10 protein-coding genes are annotated in these 18,963 nt (G+C 46.3%); 9 read left to right on the top strand and 1 reads right to left on the bottom strand.

Annotation, left to right across the window (positions count from 1 at the left end; all coding sequences use genetic code 11):
- Window positions 1–140: 140 nt before the first annotated feature.
- The 5 genes from AS141_RS15280 to AS141_RS15255 all read left to right on the top strand — a co-directional run bounded on the left by AS141_RS15280 (window position 141) and on the right by AS141_RS15255 (window position 7,669).
- Window positions 141–3,683 carry a SusC/RagA family TonB-linked outer membrane protein gene (locus AS141_RS15280; RefSeq protein WP_082632315.1) on the top strand — a complete coding sequence of 1,181 codons (3,543 nt, stop codon included), beginning with the start codon at window positions 141–143 and terminating at the stop codon, window positions 3,681–3,683.
- An 11-nt stretch (window positions 3,684–3,694) separates the two neighbouring features.
- Complete coding sequence (locus AS141_RS15275; RefSeq protein WP_057938544.1) at window positions 3,695–5,458, top strand: RagB/SusD family nutrient uptake outer membrane protein; 1,764 nt, start codon at window positions 3,695–3,697, stop codon at window positions 5,456–5,458.
- Window positions 5,459–5,536: 78 nt separating this feature from the next.
- Window positions 5,537–6,379, top strand: coding sequence for an endonuclease/exonuclease/phosphatase family protein (locus tag AS141_RS15270; protein WP_057938543.1), 843 nt, complete (start codon window positions 5,537–5,539; stop codon window positions 6,377–6,379).
- A 368-nt stretch (window positions 6,380–6,747) separates the two neighbouring features.
- A complete protein-coding gene (locus AS141_RS15260) occupies window positions 6,748–7,209 on the top strand; it encodes an Hsp20/alpha crystallin family protein (RefSeq protein WP_057938541.1) in 462 nt (153 codons plus the stop codon).
- A gap of 199 nt (window positions 7,210–7,408) precedes the next feature.
- On the top strand, window positions 7,409–7,669 hold the full coding sequence (locus tag AS141_RS15255) for a hypothetical protein (RefSeq protein ID WP_057938540.1): 261 nt from the start codon (window positions 7,409–7,411) through the stop codon (window positions 7,667–7,669).
- A gap of 141 nt (window positions 7,670–7,810) precedes the next feature.
- Here AS141_RS15255 and AS141_RS15250 read toward each other — a convergent pair whose 3' ends face one another.
- Complete coding sequence (locus AS141_RS15250) at window positions 7,811–11,842, bottom strand: hybrid sensor histidine kinase/response regulator transcription factor (RefSeq protein WP_057938539.1); 4,032 nt, start codon at window positions 11,840–11,842, stop codon at window positions 7,811–7,813.
- Between the two features lie 305 nt (window positions 11,843–12,147).
- On the opposite strand from AS141_RS15250, the gene AS141_RS15245 reads away from it, so the two are divergent.
- The 4 genes from AS141_RS15245 to AS141_RS15230 all read left to right on the top strand — a co-directional run bounded on the left by AS141_RS15245 (window position 12,148) and on the right by AS141_RS15230 (window position 18,961).
- A complete protein-coding gene (locus AS141_RS15245; protein ID WP_057938538.1) occupies window positions 12,148–13,365 on the top strand; it encodes a glycoside hydrolase family protein in 1,218 nt (405 codons plus the stop codon).
- Window positions 13,366–13,398: 33 nt separating this feature from the next.
- Window positions 13,399–16,542, top strand: a complete 3,144-nt coding sequence (locus AS141_RS15240) for a SusC/RagA family TonB-linked outer membrane protein (RefSeq protein WP_057938537.1) — start codon at window positions 13,399–13,401, stop codon at window positions 16,540–16,542.
- A 201-nt stretch (window positions 16,543–16,743) separates the two neighbouring features.
- Complete coding sequence (locus AS141_RS15235; protein ID WP_057938536.1) at window positions 16,744–18,369, top strand: RagB/SusD family nutrient uptake outer membrane protein; 1,626 nt, start codon at window positions 16,744–16,746, stop codon at window positions 18,367–18,369.
- Window positions 18,370–18,622: 253 nt separating this feature from the next.
- Window positions 18,623–18,961: a PadR family transcriptional regulator gene (locus tag AS141_RS15230; protein WP_057938535.1), complete on the top strand. Its 339-nt coding sequence runs from the start codon at window positions 18,623–18,625 to the stop codon at window positions 18,959–18,961.
- Window positions 18,962–18,963 lie beyond the last annotated feature (2 nt).

Raw genomic sequence — 18,963 nt, 5'->3', positions numbered from 1 at the left:
GGTGTAAAGAAAGCGCAAAAAACAGGAACGTACTACCAATACGTCCCTGCGAATTCAAAACAAATTATGCTCCCCTGAAGCTATCAGTATTGCAGTCTGAAATCAGGGGAAACTATGTTTCAAACTTTCAATTCAAAATTATGCAAAAAATATTACCGTTTATAGCAATGTCTATCAAACTATTGGCCAGGGGAATTGCAATTCTGTGCCTCACTGTAAGCCCTCTCTTCGCAAGCCCTTCTAATGGCCAGATCAAGGGAATAGATGAAGTGTTTGTAGTTCTGGATGGACAGCCAAAGTCATTGCTTCAGTTTTTTAAAGCAATTGAGAAAAATTCTGACTTCAGGTTTTTCTACACAGAAAAGGCATTAAAATCCGCGGGAGAAATTGAATACCTCCAGTCCGGAAGTACGGTAGAGCAGCATTTATACAATGTTGCTTTGCAAACCAATTTACGGTTTAAGCAGGTGAACAACGCGATCAGCGTTATTACCCAAAAGAATAAGAACAATGAGCTAATAACCAAGGAACTTCGCTTTGAAAAAATTTCCGGTGTGGTAAGGGATGAATTCGGAGAGCCTATGCCCGGGGTCTCTGTGTTGGTGAAAGGTACTGCCACGGGTACTGTGACAGACTTGGACGGAGCCTATTCGCTGGATGCCTCACCGGGGCAGGTATTGCTGTTTTCCTTTATCGGTTTTGACAGGCAAGAAGTAACAGTGGGTTCCACCGCAGTGATTGACATCACTTTGGCCCAGAGCGAAAACAGTCTGGATGAAGTGGTGGTGGTAGGATATGGTCAGCAGAAGAAGGCCAACCTTACCGGAGCTGTGGACCAGGTGGATTCTGAAGTTTTTGAAAACAGGCCTATTTCCAATATTGCCCAGGGTCTGGTAGGTGCTATCCCTAACCTGAACATCAGAATGCTGGATGGGAAACCTACCCAATCCCCTTCCTTCAACGTCCGTGGAACTACTTCCATTGGCCAGCAGGGAAGTGCCTTGGTATTGATAGACGGGGTGGAGGGTGATCCCAAAATGCTCAACCCAAATGATATAGCCAGTGTTACTGTCCTGAAAGATGCCGCATCCGCTTCCATTTATGGCGCCAGAGCAGCATTTGGAGTGGTACTGATTACCACCAAAGCGGCTACGGAAGGGAAGATCTCAGTTACCTATTCTTCTAACTTTTCGGCTAAATCGCCGACTACAATTCCTGACAATATTACAGAATCTTACCCTTGGGCGAAGGGATTCAGCGATGCCTGGTCTAACTGGAATGACAACGGAAATACGCCTACGGCAATCAACAAAACCTTGCCATTCTCTCCTGCTTACCTGGAGGAGATCAAGAGAAGATGGGAGGACCCCTCCCTACCTAGGGTAGAAGTTGATCCGTCTACCGGGGAATACCAATACTACTACAGTACTGACTGGTATAGGGAATTGTACAAGGACAACTTTTTCGCACAGGACCATAACCTGGCTTTGACCGGTGGAGACAATAAAGCATCCTACTATGTAAGTGGTCGGTACAATGGTCAGGATGGGTTGTTCCGTTACAATACAGATAACTACTCGATGTATAACCTCCGTGCCAAAGGGACTATTCAGGTGACCCCTTGGTTACAGGTGGAAAATAACACTGATTTCTCCCGAATGTCTTATCATCAGCCTTTGAACGTGGGCGAAGGCAGCGGGATATGGCGAAACATGGCCGATGAAGGGCACCCGCTTGCTCCTTTGTTGAACCCTGACGGCTCCTTGTCATTTCCTGCGGCCTATACAGTGGGGGACTATTACATAGGAAGAAATGCCGTGGACCAGGTGCAACGCTTCCTGAAAAACCGATTTGCCGCAAAGGCTGAGTTATTTGATAAAAAGCTGACCCTGAACGGGAATTTTACTTTTCAGTCCAATGACAATAGTTACTTTCAGAAGCGGGTGCAGGTTCCCTACAGCAGATATGAAGGAGTGACAGGTTATACCGGTACCAATACAAACGATCTCCAGGATCGGAGAAATACTACTCAGTATTACGCCACAAACTTGTATGCCAATTACCTGAATACCTTTAAAGACGCCCATAATCTGGGGCTGTTGCTGGGGTTCAATTACGAGACATCAGTGTATGACAACCTGACCACCAGGAGAAACGGAATCGTATTCCCGGACGCTGATGACCTCAATCTTGCCTTGGGACAAAGTATCGTTACCAATGGAGGTTACGAAAAATGGGCGATTGCAGGATCTTTTTTCCGTGTGAATTATGATTACCTGGGCCGTTATTTGGTTGAGGTTAACGGGCGTTATGATGGTTCTTCCAAATTCCCGACAGACCAACAGTGGGCATTCTTCCCGTCAGGTTCGGTGGGCTGGGCGGTATCGGAGGAGCAGTTCTGGAAAGTGAAACCCAGTGTTTTGACCAGCTTGAAAGTCCGCGCATCCTATGGTTCGTTGGGTAATGGAAACATCGACCCCTACTCCTTCACCGAGAATTTCTCCATTACTCAAATGGGCAGAATTATCAATGGGCAGCGGCCACAAGCCACGAGTATGCCTGGTGTAGTCCCTCAGGGACTTACCTGGGAAACCTCTACTACTGCAGACATCGGGTTGGACTTTGCCAGTGTAAATAATAAACTTCAATTTACAGCTGATTGGTACCGACGTTGGACCACGGACATGTTTACAGTTGGACCATCTTTGCCGGCGATCTACGGAACTACCGTGCCAAAAGGCAACTACGCAGACCTCGAGACCACAGGCTGGGAAGCTACAGTTACCTGGAATGACGATTTTATGTTGGCAGAGAAGCCGTTCAACTATAATGTCAGACTGACCATGTCCGATTACAAAGCCTATATCACCAAATACAACAATCCTGACAAGAACCTGAGTGATTACTATGAGGGCCAAAGGGTCGGGGAAATCTGGGGATATCAGGTGGAAGGACTGTTCCGCTCTGAAGAGGAAATCCTCAATTCCCCTTCTCAGTCAAATATCCCGAATACCAATACCAGGAAGAACTATGTGGGTGATCTGAAATTCAAAAATCTGGATGGCGATGATGTCATCTATCACGGTTCGGATCGGGTAGGGGATTCTGGGGATAAATCAATCATCGGGAACTCAGAACCACGCTATACCTATGGTATTAATCTAAATGCCGATTGGAACGGATTCTTTATAGGGGCTTTCTTCCAGGGTGTGTTGAAGCAGGACTGGTATCCTTCGGGAGAATCCCGGTTCTGGGGGCAATACAACCGTCCATACAACCAATATCCTAGCTGGCATGAAGACAATATGTTCAGGGAAGAACTTGGGAATTTCGACGCTTACCTGCCCAGATTGGTGGGCTACATCGCCCAGGGAACCGGAAGAGCGCTCCGAATGCCCAATGATCGATACATGCAAAATGTTGCTTATATCCGTCTGCGAAACATACAGGTGGGATACACTTTGCCTCAGCACCTGACAAAAAAAATCCGTGCCAACGACGTGAAGATTTACCTTTCTGCCGAAAATCTCTGGACTTGGTCTTCCTTGTATAAATGGACCAAAGATACGGATGTGACCAGTATCTATGGATCTGACCGGGATCTGAGTGGAGGCACAAGCGGTGATGGATATAACTATCCTATGCTAAAGGCTATTTCGGCAGGACTTACAGTTAACTTTTAATTCGAACAGCCATGAAAATATTTCATTATATACTATCATTTCTTCTACTAGCTGCCGTCGTATCCTGCAACCTGGATGAGTATCCGGTGGATACTGCCACCAATCAGGCAATATTTGGTTCTGCCAACGGGCTGGAACTATACAGCAATTCCTTTTATAATATCTTGCCCGGCACCGATGTGGGCGTTTTCCAAGGGGATGATGTTTCTGATCTTGTGGCCAGAAATGGGGTAGATACTTACCTGGCCGTGAATGCACTGAGTCCGGTTACTAGTTCGGGTTGGTCTTGGAGCGCTTTGCGAAACATCAACTATTTTATCGAGAATGCGGAAACGAGCCCGGTTGCTGAAAAGAACCATTATATCGGCATGGCCAGATTCTTTAGGGCCCTGTTTTATTTCGACAAGGTGAAGCGCTTCGGCGATGTGCCATGGATTGACCAAACTATTGAGATCACAGACAGCGTAACGCTCTATGGGCCCAGAGACGATAGGTTTATGGTCATGGACAAAGTCTTGGAAGACTTGGACTATGCCATCGAAAATATCACCCTGACTTCTGATGCTTCGTCCACCAGGATCACCAAAAATGTAGCTAGAGCGTATAAGACCCGGATTGCGCTATTTGAAGCAGCCTTTAGAAAATACCATACGGAATACGGTATGCAGGGCACTGCAGATGCATGGTATCAGGAAGTGGTAAACACTGCCGGGGAAATCGACGGATTTACACTACATCAGGCAGCTCAGGATGACCGTTCCTACAGGGATATTTTCATCACCAAAACCCCGTTTGCCGATGAGACTATTTTGGCCGTGGCTTTGGATGCAAGTCTTCAGGTGTTCAGTTCTGCCAACCGGCGTTTCATCAGCCCGACGTATGGCAACAGGCCAAGTCTGACCCGTAATTTTGTCAACACTTACCTGAACCTGGACGGTACCCCGTTCACCGACAATCCGGACTACAAGACTACCCCATTTGTAGATGAAGTGAAAAACAGGGATCTCCGTCTGAAGCAAACGGTTCGTCTGGGGGATTATCACCGCACGGAGAATGGTATACCGGTTGTCGCTCCCCCTAACTTCAACCAGACATTTACCGGTTATCAGCCTATCAAATGGTGTTATGATGAGCGTTTCCCTTATGATGACGAAAGCCGGAATGACAATGCCCATATTATCATGAGGTATGCTGAAGTATTGTTGAACAAGGCAGAAGCATTGGCGGAATTAGGGGCTATGACTCCCGGGGACTGGGCGGAGACCATTGGAGCACTTCGTGCCCGTGCCGGGATCACAGGTGCGACGTTGACGACATTACCTACAGAAGCAGATCCTTATTTGGTTAATTACTATAAGGGTAAATTTACAGATCCTGTTCTTTTGGAAGTTTTGAGGGAACGGGCAGTTGAGTTGGTGTTTGAAGGGCTTCGTCCGGACGATTTACGGAGATGGCACCTAGGCGAGCTATTTGCGGATTCTCCTATGAATGGGATGTATGTCCCTGCTTTGGGGGAATATGATCTCAATAGTGATGGAATAATGGATGTGTTGTTCTACCAGGGCACCAAACCTGAGTCTTCCAATCCAGCTATCGCGTTTGTAGATGTAAGCCCATCTTCAGCTACAGGTAGGATCCAGCTTTCCAATGGCACTTCCGGGGAAGTGATCTTTAATCCGGGAGTGAGGGAATGGATGGATAAAAAATACCTGTATCCTATTCCGGAAACTGATATCATCCGAAACCCTGCCTTGGGACAGAATCCGGGTTGGTAATTAGTAATTAGTTCAATTCAAATTCCCTCCGTAAGTATTTCTTAGAAAGACTTACGGAGGGTTTTAAACCTATACATAATGAAAATATATCTAGCAACTATTTTTGCCCTACTAGTATCTATTTCAGCTTTTTGCCAGCAAGATGCTGAAATAAAGGTGGCAAGTTACAATCTAAGAATGGACACCCCTAAGGATAGCCTGAATGCGTGGCCGCACCGGAAAGAAAACGTAAAGGCTTTAATTCAATACCATGATTTTGATATCATAGGGACCCAGGAGGGATTTATCCACCAGCTTAACGGCCTTCTCGAAATGCCGGGTTTTGCATTTGTAGGGGCAGGACGTGATGATGGCAAGACTGCCGGGGAGCATTCTGCGATACTTTATAAAACAGCTAGGTTTGACTTGCTCGAATCTGGTGATTTCTGGCTGAGTGAGACGCCTGACAAGCCTGGATTGGGCTGGGATGCCACCTGCTGCAATAGAATTGCTTCATGGGCCCTGTTCATAGATAAGAAATCAAAAAAGGAATTTTACGTATTCAATGCACACTTCGATCATCAAGGTGTAGTCGCCCGAAAAGAATCAGGCAAGCTGATGGTGCAAAAAATCCAGGAAATAGCCAAAAGCAAACCCGTAATATGTACAGGGGATTTCAATTCTACTCCTGATACCGAGCAGATAATTGGATTGTCTGCCCTGCTCAATGATTCCTACACCGTGACCAAAATGCCACCATATGGGCCGGTAGGCACTACCAACTCCTTTCGATTTACGGCACCGATGAAAAACCGAATTGATTATGTGTTTGTAAGTGATGATTTTGTAGTCTCCAAGTACGCTGTATTGACAGATGCAAGAGAGCAGCGTTATCCCTCCGATCATCTCCCGGTCGTGGCTACTGTTCACTTTGCAAAATAGCTGAGCTAAATTGGAGAAACTGAAAGCCATCGGGAAATTTCTTGATGGCTTTTCTGTTACGGTTTCCCGTACCTGGGATACTATACCTGACCATAGAATTCATCCCAACTGGCAGCAACGGGATTCTCCAAAACGAGGTCGGGACAGGCTACCTGATCATTAAAAAACGTAAAATAAACGGATTAAAACTGACATTTTTTCAGCGTAAAACTGACAAAATTGTTTTAATTCCAGATTGGCATTTTACTTGATTTTTATCTTGCCGGAATCGCGATTCTGCTCTCAGTTTTCTGGTTATCATAGTCTTGAGCATCTCAGGATTTTGTTGCCCAGAACGTTTATTTGTTTAACTATTAAAATGTAAAGCAATGAACACATTAATGAAAAGAAACGGTTTTAGCCCTTCGACTCCTTTCTTTGAGGACTTTCCGGGCAGAAGTTTATTCGATTGGCTGGATTCGTTCAGCGGCGAAAGACAGTCTCAGAGCAACACCCTTCCGCGGGTCAACATATCGGAAACGGGCAACGATTTCCGGGTGGAGATGGCAGTTCCCGGAATGAAAAAGGAAGATTTCAAGGTGGAACTTGATAACAATACGCTGATTATTCAAGGTGAGGTTTCCGAAAATTCGGAAAACACAGACAATGAAGAAAGGGGATATACCCGTAAAGAGTTCAGCTATAGAGCCTTCTCACGTTCGTTTTATCTGCCCAATACCGTTGAGAGTGACAGCATAGAAGGGAAGTATGAAGACGGTATTCTCCGCTTGGTGATCCCTAAGCGTGAAGAAGCCAAGAAAAAGCCGTCAAGAACAATCAACATTGGATAATAGAAGTACGGGCGGCCTGCATTGGGTCGCCCGTACTTCTTTTAAATCTGTTTTTTAGAGGCTCCATCACGGCCTGGGAATGGAGTTCTAGTAGTGGTTGCCATGACTGGCTACTATGATAACTATTTAGTGGTAAGGGGGCTTTCCCTTGGCACACTTAAGCTTGTGCAAAAGATGTGTAACATAAAGTAGTGTAAAAATGAATAAAAATTCTTTTCTGGATTACTATAAAACCATCCTCGAAAAAGTAAGTTTTGACGAGCAATTACTTGCAAAAGAATATAAAAAAGCCAAAAAGTTTCTTGATAATGCTGAAGCAAGAGACCTTGATTATTGGTTGCAGAAGAAGGGGCTTACCCATAAAATGGATTTTGTTTCGAGCCATAAATCTGATCCCTGGGCGGTTTCACCGATTGATTCGGATGACCGGGCCCGGAACTCATATTCCAGATCTGCATAAATTTCACTGTGGTCTGTAGTTGCTGCGCTGGAGCTTATCGGCACAGACCACTTTTTCTTTTTCCGGATCCCATATTTGCTATTGCCCCGGTAACAGCCAACCATTTTAACATTAAATTATTCTATTTTTAACTTTTGCATGCTACTTAGCATAGTGACTAGGGCTGCATCCGAAGTGATTACGGAAACACTGACTGAAATAACGTGGCGTATTGAACCCTGTTATTTCCGCGATTTCGGCTATGCTGAGCCCGGGATGACAAGAGATGAGTTCTGCTGCCTTTTCCAATCGGATCTTTTGGATAAAATCATTGGGAGTCTGACCGGAGACTTCTTTAATTCGCTCGAAAAGACGCGTACGGCTCAGTCCCATCTCCCGCGAAAACGCCAGCACATTCAATGTCTCTTTGTTCAGGTTTTCCAGTACATATGCTTTGGACTTCTCAAGAAACTCCTGATCGACCTGCGCCAATAACTCCTTATTCAGACTCAGCTGCCGGTTTTCTTCCAGCGCCCGGAGTAGCTGGGACTGATTCCTGAGAAGGTTTAGGATCCGGGTTTTTAGCAGGCGTGGGTTGACAGGCTTGGAAAGATAATCGTCCGCACCAGTTTCAAGACCTTTGATCCTCAGGTTGGTTTCGATCCTGGCAGTAAGTAAAATGATGGGAATATGACAGGTATGCAGATTCCTTTTTAGCCGTTTGGCAAGTTTAGTCCCTGTCATTTCTGGCATGACCACATCTGAAATAACCAGATCAGGAAGCTCTTTCAAAGCCGTTGACAGCCCCTCTTTTCCATTGGAGGCTTCCAGCACTATAAAGCTGTCACTTAAGGTGTTTTTGATGAAATCACGAAAGTCCGCATTGTCATCTACTAACAGGATTCTAGGGGCATTTTCCGGTGCGGTGGGCACACCTTCCGGGTTGGGTGCCAGCTTCCAGTCGGGGTCGGGGAGGAAAAATTCCTCCGACCGGGACGGCTCAATGGCCAGAAAATCCTTTGGGAGATGTAGGTCTCCTTTTTTCAGTGTAAGGCAGAAGCATGTACTTTCTGCGGGTTCACTTATCACGGTGATTTCTCCTGCATGGGCTTCTATGATTCCTTTGGACAGGGCCAGGCCAATCCCTACGCCGAATTGCCCTTGCTTTTTGTGGATGTTGTTCAGCTGATGGAATCTGTCAAAAATCTTTTTCGCTTCCTCTTTCGGGATTCCAGGACCGTTGTCTATAAAGCGGACCTGAACCTCAGTGGTGCCTTCCAATATTTCCAACCTTACTTTTCCTGTGCGCTGATCCACATGCTTGAAGGAGTTGGAAAGCAGATTATAGAAGACTTTCTCCAGCTGCACAGGATCAAAGGTCAGCGGAAGTTCTTTATCGGGGGCCTGGAGGATATACTGAATTCCCCTGTCCTGGGCAATTTTTTCAAAAGAACTGAACACTTCCCTGCTAAAGGAAATTAAATCTGTTGGATAGGCCTGCAATTTGAGATGCCCCCGTTCCAGTTTTCTAAAATCGAGCAGCTCCTTTGCCAGATTCTTCAGCCGCTCAGAACTTTTATAAGCGATCTGTATGCGGTTAAAGAGTGGTTTAGGAAGCTTGGCCTGTTCTAGGAGCCCTTCCAGCGTACCGGTGATGATGGACAGGGGTGTCAGAAATTCATGGGCTACGTTGGTGAAAAATTCCAGCTTCTGATTATTGTTGACCAAAATCTGGTGGTTGGATTTTTTTTCAAGTTCGATCTCGTCCAGAAGCCGGCTACGGTATAGGTAGAAATAATTAATCCCAAAAATAAGCAACAGCAGCAGTGTCAGATAGATCAGGTAGGCTTCGGTACTGAAGTAGAACGGTGGCTTCACAATCAATTCCAAAGAAGCCTCCTTAAAGTTCTCCGGATATTGTGGGTCAAAACTCCTGACCAAAAACTGATACCGCCCGGGATTGAGGTTGGTATAAGAGGCAGATTGGCTTTCTCCGGGTAGCCATTCTTTGTCAAAACCGACCAACTGGTAAGCGAATCTACTTTTTCTATCCTGTAGGTAATTGCCATTGGCAAACAGAATACTGAAGGAGGTATGCTCAGGAAGTAAGGTGATTTGGCTGACAAAGGGAAGGTCTGCTTGGATCACCTGATGTTTCTCCGGCTGGACAAGCTGGTTGTTTAAAATAAGCTGGGAAAAATAAGGCTTTTCAATCCGCTGCTTTTGAACGGCCAATTGTTCATTGAATGACACCAGTCCATTGATCCCTCCCACAAACAGTTCGCCGTTTTCTGTCAGCAAAAGAGAGCTCTGGTTGATTTCAGAGATAGGAAATCCGAATTTTACATCAAAATTATAGAAAAAGCCATTCTCCGGATTGAAGCGTACCAGCCCTTTGCTGGTGGCAATCCAATAGTTGTCAAACTGGGATTCCTGAATGCCGTAGATCTGGTCGGAAGGAAGCCCGTTGCTGGCTCTGGTGTAGGTTTTGAAGCTGGCAGAATCCTCTTGATAGATGGATATGCCACCACCCAATGTCCCAACCCAGATTCTTTTTCTGGAATCCTGATAAAACCTGAAAATATCATTGCTCAACAGTTCTGAATTGAACTGATGAAAGTGGTCCATATTGTCTTTTGCAGGATCATATCTGAATATTCCGTCACGTTTGGTGCCGATCCATATCCTGTCAAGATGATCAGCCAGGAAGGAGGTGGTTCCGGATGGAAGTTTATGCTGGTTGTCAGTCCTATTGATGAACCGTGAGATCTCACCAGTCTCCCTATCATAGGATAAAAGCCCTAGGCTACTGGCCAACAATAGCTTGTCCCGAAAGGGTTTGATGTCTGTAATGGAGACTTTGGGATTCAGGTGGAAAGGAATAGACTCCACATGCCGGTCGGCCAGGTTGAGGCGGAAAAGCCCTCCCTCATGGGTACCTATGTAAAGATACTTGCTGCCATCCAGCCATAGGGATTTGATGTTTTTATTCCGGAAAGTCGGATGATCAAACCAGCCATAATTGACGATTTTATTTGTGTTTCGGTCATAGTAATCCAACCCTCCCCCTTCGGTGGCTATCCAAATATGGTTGTTTTCATCTTCGACCATCTGACCGAGTACGTAGTGGCTCAGTCGGTTGGAACCTGATGTTTGATGATAAAAGCGGCTGAACAGATGATTTTCAGGATTGACGTAACCCAGACCTCCATAATAAGTTGCCAGCCAAATTGTACGTTGGTGATCCTCTAGTATATCCCAGACACTATCATGGGGAAGGCTTCCCGGGATGGAATTGTCTGATTGATACAGGGTGACCCTGTTCTCCTTTGGATGGTAAATATGCAACCCCTTGAAGGTGCCGATCCAGACCCGTCCTCTGTTATCCGTTTTTATGGCACGTACTGAGTTGTTGTTTAGCCGATAGGGCGTATCAGCATGCTGATGAAAGTGCTTTTCCAGCTTCAGGTCAGCATCCAGTTGCAACGCTCCTTTCTCGTAGCTGGAGAGCCATAATTTATCGTTGTCCATGCTGATCTTTACCACATTGATCAGCTCGGGAATGGTGTTTTCCTCCATCACCAGAGATGATTTGTTCAGCCGGTATATTCTTCTCGAATAGGTAGTGGCATAGAGATTTTCAGAGGTTTCAAGAAATGCGGATATGTCTTCTTTGTGTTGCAGGAACAGGGAACTGGGTTTGAAGACACCGCTTTTTGCATCTATATACTTCAGCCCCGATTGGGTGGAGACCAGAAGCTGCCCGTTAAAACTACCTATGGTATAGACGTTGGAGATGGGAAACTGACGGAATTGCAGGGTGGTCAGGTCAAGTTGGGAAATACCGGAATTGGTCAGGACCCAAAGAGATTCGCCGATTTGAATGATTTCACGGACATGATGGCCAAGTAAGCTGTTGTTGTCTGTTTCACTGGGTTGGAAAATCCGGGCCCTATGTCCGTCGTAAAGGCTAAGACCGTCCATAGTGCCTACCCATATTCTGCTGAGATGATCTTGATGTAGACAGAGTGCATTGCTGCTGCTCAATCCTTGCTCAATACCCAGTTTATGGAAAAACAATCCCTCGTATTGTGTTTGTTCTTGACTATAAGCTGCGGATCCGGTCAGGACAAATAAGAGGAACAAAACCAATTGAGCATAATAACCCTTCATTTCCAGTTGCTGCTTTACCATTTCACTTGCAAGATAAAAAAATCAATGAAATGTAACCTTTCTTAAAAAAATAGAAGAAGTAAAGACGGTCATGTTACAGATCTCCGATAGGTTATTTCATGAAAACGATGTTTTGCGATAGGTTGGATTCGTTCAGCAATACTCCAAAATTGTCCGGAAGTGACCAAGAAGGGTCGATATAAAACGGCTTCTGTGTACGCCAGGGTAGCTTTTTTCAAAAAAAGATGATTTTGGACTTTTAATGAAGAATACTTAATCAGTCCTTATTGGGGCAGGGATAAATTTCAGTCTTAATAAGCATCAAGATGAAGTATCTGATTCCTGCCTTACCGAACTTTTTTATTACCCTGGTATGCGTATGCCTGGCTGGTTCCTGTACTCATTTCACCAATAAAGAAGCGGACAGCTGCACAGAGTTGGATGAATTTATCCAGGCACAGTACGGTGAAATGGTGACATGGGGTCACCGGAACGGTGCATTGCCCAGATCGGTAGAGAATGGGGCAATCAAGCCGGTAGCAGAGGATTATGATTGGACAGCAGGCTTTTTTCCCGGTAGTCTCTGGTATTTATATGAGCTTTCAGGAGACAGGAGGTGGAAGAGTGAAGCCCGTTTTTTTCAGGATAAAATCAAGGATATGCGTTTTTTCAGTGGGCATGATCTGGGGTTTATATTCAACTGTTCCTACGGACATGGGTACCGCATCGAGCCATCTGACGCAGATCTGCGAATTTTACAAGAGGCAGGCAATACGCTTGTTGCCAGATTCAACCCTACAGTTGGGGCTATTAAGTCCTGGGATACTGACCGGGGCTGGAAGGCTGCCCGTGGGTGGATATTCCCGGTCAATATTGCCGGCATGATGAATCTGGAGCTGTTGTTCCGTCTGACAGAGTGGACGGACGACCCTTCTTACCGGGAACTGGCAGTGCGCCATGCCAAGACCACGCTGGCTCATTTCTTTAGAAACGATTACTCCTCGTACCAGATAGTTGATTTCGATACCCTGTCAGGTAATGCTTTACAGCGTCAGACCGCACAGGGATATTCCGATGAATCCAGTTGGGCAAGAGGACAGGCCTGGGGACTTTATGGGTTCACTGTTGCTTATGAGTTTACAGGTGATCCTGAGTTTCTGAGACAGGCGGAGCGGATTGCTGATTTTTACCTCAGGCACACCAATCTGCCCCCGGATAAGGTGCCGGCCTGGGATCTGAGTTTGGCTGTAGTGGCTTCCACTCCCCGTGATGTATCCACTTCTTCTATTGTGGCAGCGGCCTTGCTGCGCCTGGATCCCTTGTCAGAGCAAAACTACAAGAACCCTGCAGAAGAGATTCTGGCCAGCCTCGGCTCTTCTGATTTTAGGGCTGGTTTAGGAGAAAACCATCATTTCCTTTTGAAGAATTCCACAGGAAGTATTCCGCATTCCAAAGAGGTCAATGTACCGCTAAACTATGCGGATTATTATTTCCTGGAAGCCCTATACCGGCTGAAAAGACCAGACCGATCCAAAGAATTTTAATTCAATTATCACTAATCCAATAACCAATACACTATGAAAAACAAGTACACCAAACCCCTGATGGGAATCCTGCTCGGCCTCGTGCTGCAGCTGGGTTTTCATGCAAACTTGTTGGCCCAAGGAGTGGTCAATGTGAAAGGAATCGTTTATGATTCCGGAACCCGGGAAGGAATGCCCGGGGTTAATGTGATTGAGAAAGGCACTACAAATGGCGTAGTAACGGATTTGAACGGGAATTTTAGCCTAGAGGTGAGTTCCCCGGAGGCGCTAGTGGTTTTTAGCTTTATTGGCTATATCCAACAGGAAGTGAAGGTGGGTAACCAGACTGATCTGGAGGTAATGCTGGCTGAGAATGTGGCCGAGTTAGGCGAAGTAGTAGTAGTGGGGTATGGCACCCAGCAGAAAGCAAACCTGACAGGAGCAGTATCTACTGTAGGTAAAGAACTGCTGGAAAACAGACCCGTACCCTCTGTGGCCAATGCATTGCAAGGCACCACGCCGGGACTGAATGTGACCCGGTCAAGCGGCCAGCCGGGTTCAGAAGGATTGAATATCCAGGTAAGAGGAGCTACTTCTGCCAATGGCAATGTAAATCCCTTGCTGATGGTGGATGGGGTTCCTGCACCGCTTTTCACGCTGCAGACACTCAATCCCAATGATATTGAGACCGTGACCGTGCTAAAAGATGCCGCCGCCGCTGCCATCTATGGCGCCCAGGCGGCGGGGGGTGTAATTTTGGTGACAACCAAAACAGGGAAATCCGGCAAAACGGTGTTTGAGTATTCAGGACAATTTGGATCTGAATGGGCTCTTAATGTTCCCGATAGGATGACTTTGCTTCAGGAAGCGGAATTCTCCAACCTGGCAAGAGCAAATAGAGGGCTCGGGCCGGAGTATAATGACGAGGCGCTACAGTTTATCAGGGATGGGGTCGAATTTGTGGAGGATCCCAATGACCCTAACCGATGGATTACCTACAACCAAAAGAGTATCCGGGACCAGGTGCTGCGGGACTATTCCCCGATGCAGACACACAACCTCAGCGCACGCGGAGGAAATGAGAAGACTAATTACCTCGTATCACTGGGCTATTATGAGAAACAAGGAGTGTTTAAGGTAGGGCCGGATGATTTTGACCGCTACAACGTACGGGTCAACCTGGGTACTGAGCTGAGTAAACATTTGAAGTTGGATTCCCGGATCTCCTATGCACAGCACAATACCAACGCCCCTTCTCAGGGGGCCAATGGTTACGGACTTCTCCAGCAGGTGTATCAGGCAAGGGTGAGATTTCCGGTATTTATGCCCGATGGAAGGCTATTTGGCGGAGCGGGTACTTCGGGAAACAATACCTATGCAATCTTAAGTGAAGGGGGATATGACAAGACCTCCAGAAATGACTTTGACGGAGTATTTACCGCCACCCTCAAAGATCTGGTAAAGGGACTTCAGGTCCGGGCGATCTACGGAAAACAGTTTCGGATGTACAACAGAAACCGATTTGCGCGTACGGTAAACCTATGGAACAAAGGGGGAGAAGCACCGGCTTTTATCCTCAACAACCCCAATGTCTATGAGGTCACTAACAGCAATACGGTAAACACCAGCTTCCAGCTGTTGGCCGATTATGCAATCACACTGGGTGAAAAGCATAAGATCACTGTGCTTGGAGGTTTTCAGTACGAGGATTACCGTTACTCAAGTCAGTTTTCACAGGCCAGAAGTTTAATCTCCAATGATCTTCCCTCTTTAAATCTTGGGGACGACAATACAAAAGTAACGAATGAATCTATCTCCACTCTGGCGACCCAATCCATATTCGGAAGGGTGAACTATAGCTATATGGACAAGTATCTGTTTGAAGGTACGCTCAGGGGAGATGAGAGCTCCAAGCTGGCGCCGGGGCTTCGGTTCAAAGTTTTTCCTTCTGCCTCAGTAGGTTGGAATATGCACCGGGAAAATTTCTTCCATGACAACCTTGATTTTATTTCCGAACTGAAGCTAAGAGCCTCATGGGGCCGATTGGGATCTGCCCTTGGAAACATAGTCGGCTACTACGATTACCTAAGTCTGCTCAGCAGCGGCTCGGGTCTGGTGATGGGAGCGGATGAGACCCGCACTACTTATTTCTATGAAAATTCAGTGCCTTCATCCACCCTGTCATGGGAAACCATCGAAACGGTGAACTACGGTACGGACATGGGTTTTTGGGACAATAAATTACAGCTGAGCTTTGATTATTATATTAAACATAACCGGGACATGCTTACCCCGCTTCAGCTTCCCGCTACTTTTGGTGTTGGTACACCTAGGGTGAATAATGGAGTGCTTAAATCCTGGGGATGGGAAACAGAGGTCAGATACCGCAACAAGATCGGGACTGATTTCAACTATACTGCTGCCTTCAACATCTCGGACAATAAGAATAAACTGGTTGAATTCTCGGGAAGAAATGTAGTCGGGCTGGGCAATAACTCAATAGTGGAAGGATATCCGCTTAATTCAATCTGGGGGTACCGTACTGCATCGGGCTATTTCTCCTCAATGGACCAGGTAAACGGAGCTCCGTTTCAGGATAACAATACGGGTGTAGGTGACATTCAATACATCAATCAGAACGGGGATGACCGGATTACCCAGGGTCGTGGAACCACTGATGATCCCGGTGATATGGTGCTGCTGAGCACCGATCAGCAACGATACCTCTTTGGGATTAATGCCGGATTTAATTATAGGAGTATTGACTTCAGCATCTTCTTCCAAGGTGTGGGACAGCGTAGCTTCATGCCAAATACAGATATGCTAATGCCCATGGGTCAGAGCTGGTTTATGCCGATGGCCCATCATCAGGACTACTGGACCCCGGAGAATCCCAATGCGGCTTTCCCACGTCCGTTTTTACAGGGCCAGCATAACTACCGGGCTTCAGACAGATGGGTGCTCAATGGGGCGTATGTCAGGTTGAAAAATATCCAACTGGGTTATTCGCTGCCCGAATCACTGCTTTCCAAAGTAAAACTATCCCGGGCCAGGGTATTTATCACTGGCCAGGATATTCTCACATTCACGAAAATGGGAGTCTTTGACGGCGTGTTTGATCCGGAAAACAACAACGCTGTGCGGGCTGACTATCCGTTTTTTGGAACTGTGGCTGCGGGTATCAATCTATCCTTCTAACCCAAACAAGATACAATCATGAAATCGAGCATGTCGAAAACGACACATATCGGGATGATTACTCATCCTGCAAGATTCCATCTGACCATCTTAAAACAATTATAAACAGATGAAATCGAGCATGACTCCAGCGTCACACACTGGGATGATTATAATGCATGCGAGATTCCATATGGCCCTTAAAAGACAAATTATAATCATATGAAAATCACACATAAACTCATCGTTCTTGCTGTCGTAATTATCGGGGGGATCACCTCCTGCGAAATAGACAGAATCCCCGAGACCAACCTATCGGATCCTTCATTTTGGAAGACTGAAAATGATATCAAGCTGGCGTCAAATTATCTATATACTTTCCTGCCGGGATTGCCGCAGACAAGTGATGTATGGTCAGATGATGCCTTTGGTTCGGGACCTAACCCGATCAGCGATGGAACCCGTCTGGTTCCAGCCACAGACGGGAGTTACAATACGCCCTACCGGATCATCCGTGCCGCGAATAACATTCTGGAGAAGGCCCCTGCTGCATCGGATAATGGAGTGGATCCGGGTATCGTGGCAACCTATCTGGCTGAGGCGAGGTTCTTTCGTGCCTGGGCTTATTTTAGTCTGGTGCAGCGCTATGGTGATGTGCCCCTGATACTGGAGACTATGATCGAAACAGATGAGCGCCTGTTTGGTCCCAAGTCCCCGCGGGCCGAAGTGATGGATGCGGTCTATGAAGACCTGGATTATGCGATTGAAAACCTAAAATCCCCTTCCGAGTTGGGTGGTGCCGGGTATGGGAGAGTATCCAATACTGCTGCCATGGCGTTTAAATCCAGAGCGGCACTTTTTGAGGGTACATTTGCAAAATATCACGGAACCGGGGATGCTGATAAGCACCTGAAGCTCGCACTGGACGCCGCCAAAGCCTGTATGGATTCAGGTTACCATAGTTTGTTTCAGTCCTATTTTGGTCTGTGGCAGTATGAGGGTGAGGGACCTTCCAATCCTGAAAATATCCTGGTGAGACAGTATGGAAAAGATGTTTCGGAATCGATCCTTTTTCATAATGCCCAGCGAAATCTGGAAACAGGAGCGGCTAATCCAACTAAAGCACTCGTGGACTCTTATCTTATGAAAGATGGGTTACCGATGTCCAAATCACCCATTTATCAATCTCCAACGGAGATTATAGAGGTGTTTTCCAACCGTGACAAACGGATGGAAGCCACCCTGTTTAAGGAAGGGGACGAATACATTGCCACCCAGCCGACCTTCAATGTGCCGAACCTTTCCTTTCAGAGGACTGGTTTTGCCAACAGGAGATATGCCAACCTTACAGATTGGCAAAACTCCCGGTCCTTCATTGACTACGCTATTATACGATATGCGGAAGTGCTCCTGAACTATGCTGAGGCAGCTTACGAATTGAACGGTCAAATTTCGGACAGCGAGTTGGATATGACTCTCAATGCCTTGAGGGTCCGGGCAGAGGTTGCCCCTATTAGTAATGCATTTGCCGCGACCAATGGACTGGATCTTCGGGAGGAAATCCGTAGGGAACGTCGGGTGGAGCTGGCACTGGAGGGATTCCGTTACTGGGATTTGATCAGATGGAAAACTGCTGAAGTAGAATTGCCCAAGCCTGTTCTCGGCAATTTCTATTTTGCAGAGGAATTTGGTACGGCTGTTACCCCGGATGTGGATGAAAATGGCTTTATTCTCCTGCAAAGTGGGGAGAATAGAAGTTTTGACCCCCAAAGGGACTACTTATGGCCTTTCCCGGTGAATGAACTTGGCCTAAACCCAAGTTTGGAACAAAATCCAGGCTGGCAATAAAAAGGTTGGAAAGCTTTTGACCCAGATGGGTCTGTAGCTAAAGGCAGGTATGAACCTAGAGGAGACTGGACCGTGGCAGATAGCCCGGTCCTTTCCATTTTAGCAACAAGCGATAGGGGAGCGTAGCAAAAAAAACAACTGATAATTTTCATTTCTCCAGAGGTTATCGGGTTAAAATATTTTTTTTCATTAATCCTACAAAAGTAAAAGATATGTATTACTTTTACTTTCGTAGGACAAATAAATCATACTTGTGAAAGGATCATATCTAGGAGAATTAGAGGAGCTCATTTTGTTGACAGTGGGGGTGTTGTTCCCTGAGGCTTATGGGGTCTCTGTCATGGATGAGCTCAAAATTCAGGCGGGTCGCTCATTGAATATCAGTGCGGTACATTCGGTCTTGACACGACTGGAAGAAAAAGGTTATCTCAAATCGCATACCGGGCAGCCTACAGAGGAGCGGGGAGGAAGAAGGAAGAGGCTATTTACGCTCACCGCTGCGGGGAAAAATGTGCTGGAAGAAAGCCGTGCTTTACGAAATCAGCTTTACGGTATGATTCCAAAGCCCGCATTTGAATTTAAACTTACTTAGGT

The organism is Algoriphagus resistens (assembly GCF_001442615.1).
GTDB lineage: Bacteria > Bacteroidota > Bacteroidia > Cytophagales > Cyclobacteriaceae > Algoriphagus > Algoriphagus resistens.
Note: the sequence above shows the minus strand (reverse complement) of the source record. Positions and strands in the feature narration are given on the sequence as shown.

Excerpts from the sequence above, each read along its gene's own strand:
- AS141_RS15280 (WP_082632315.1), top strand. The coding sequence starts at position 141 with ATGCAAAAAATATTACCGTTTATAGCAATGTCTATCAAACTATTGGCC.
- AS141_RS15275 (WP_057938544.1), top strand. The coding sequence starts at position 3,695 with ATGAAAATATTTCATTATATACTATCATTTCTTCTACTAGCTGCCGTC.
- AS141_RS15270 (WP_057938543.1), top strand. The coding sequence starts at position 5,537 with ATGAAAATATATCTAGCAACTATTTTTGCCCTACTAGTATCTATTTCA.
- AS141_RS15260 (WP_057938541.1), top strand. The coding sequence starts at position 6,748 with ATGAACACATTAATGAAAAGAAACGGTTTTAGCCCTTCGACTCCTTTC.
- AS141_RS15255 (WP_057938540.1), top strand. The coding sequence starts at position 7,409 with ATGAATAAAAATTCTTTTCTGGATTACTATAAAACCATCCTCGAAAAA.
- AS141_RS15250 (WP_057938539.1), bottom strand. The coding sequence starts at position 11,842 with ATGGTAAAGCAGCAACTGGAAATGAAGGGTTATTATGCTCAATTGGTT.
- AS141_RS15245 (WP_057938538.1), top strand. The coding sequence starts at position 12,148 with ATGAAGTATCTGATTCCTGCCTTACCGAACTTTTTTATTACCCTGGTA.
- AS141_RS15240 (WP_057938537.1), top strand. The coding sequence starts at position 13,399 with ATGAAAAACAAGTACACCAAACCCCTGATGGGAATCCTGCTCGGCCTC.
- AS141_RS15235 (WP_057938536.1), top strand. The coding sequence starts at position 16,744 with ATGAAAATCACACATAAACTCATCGTTCTTGCTGTCGTAATTATCGGG.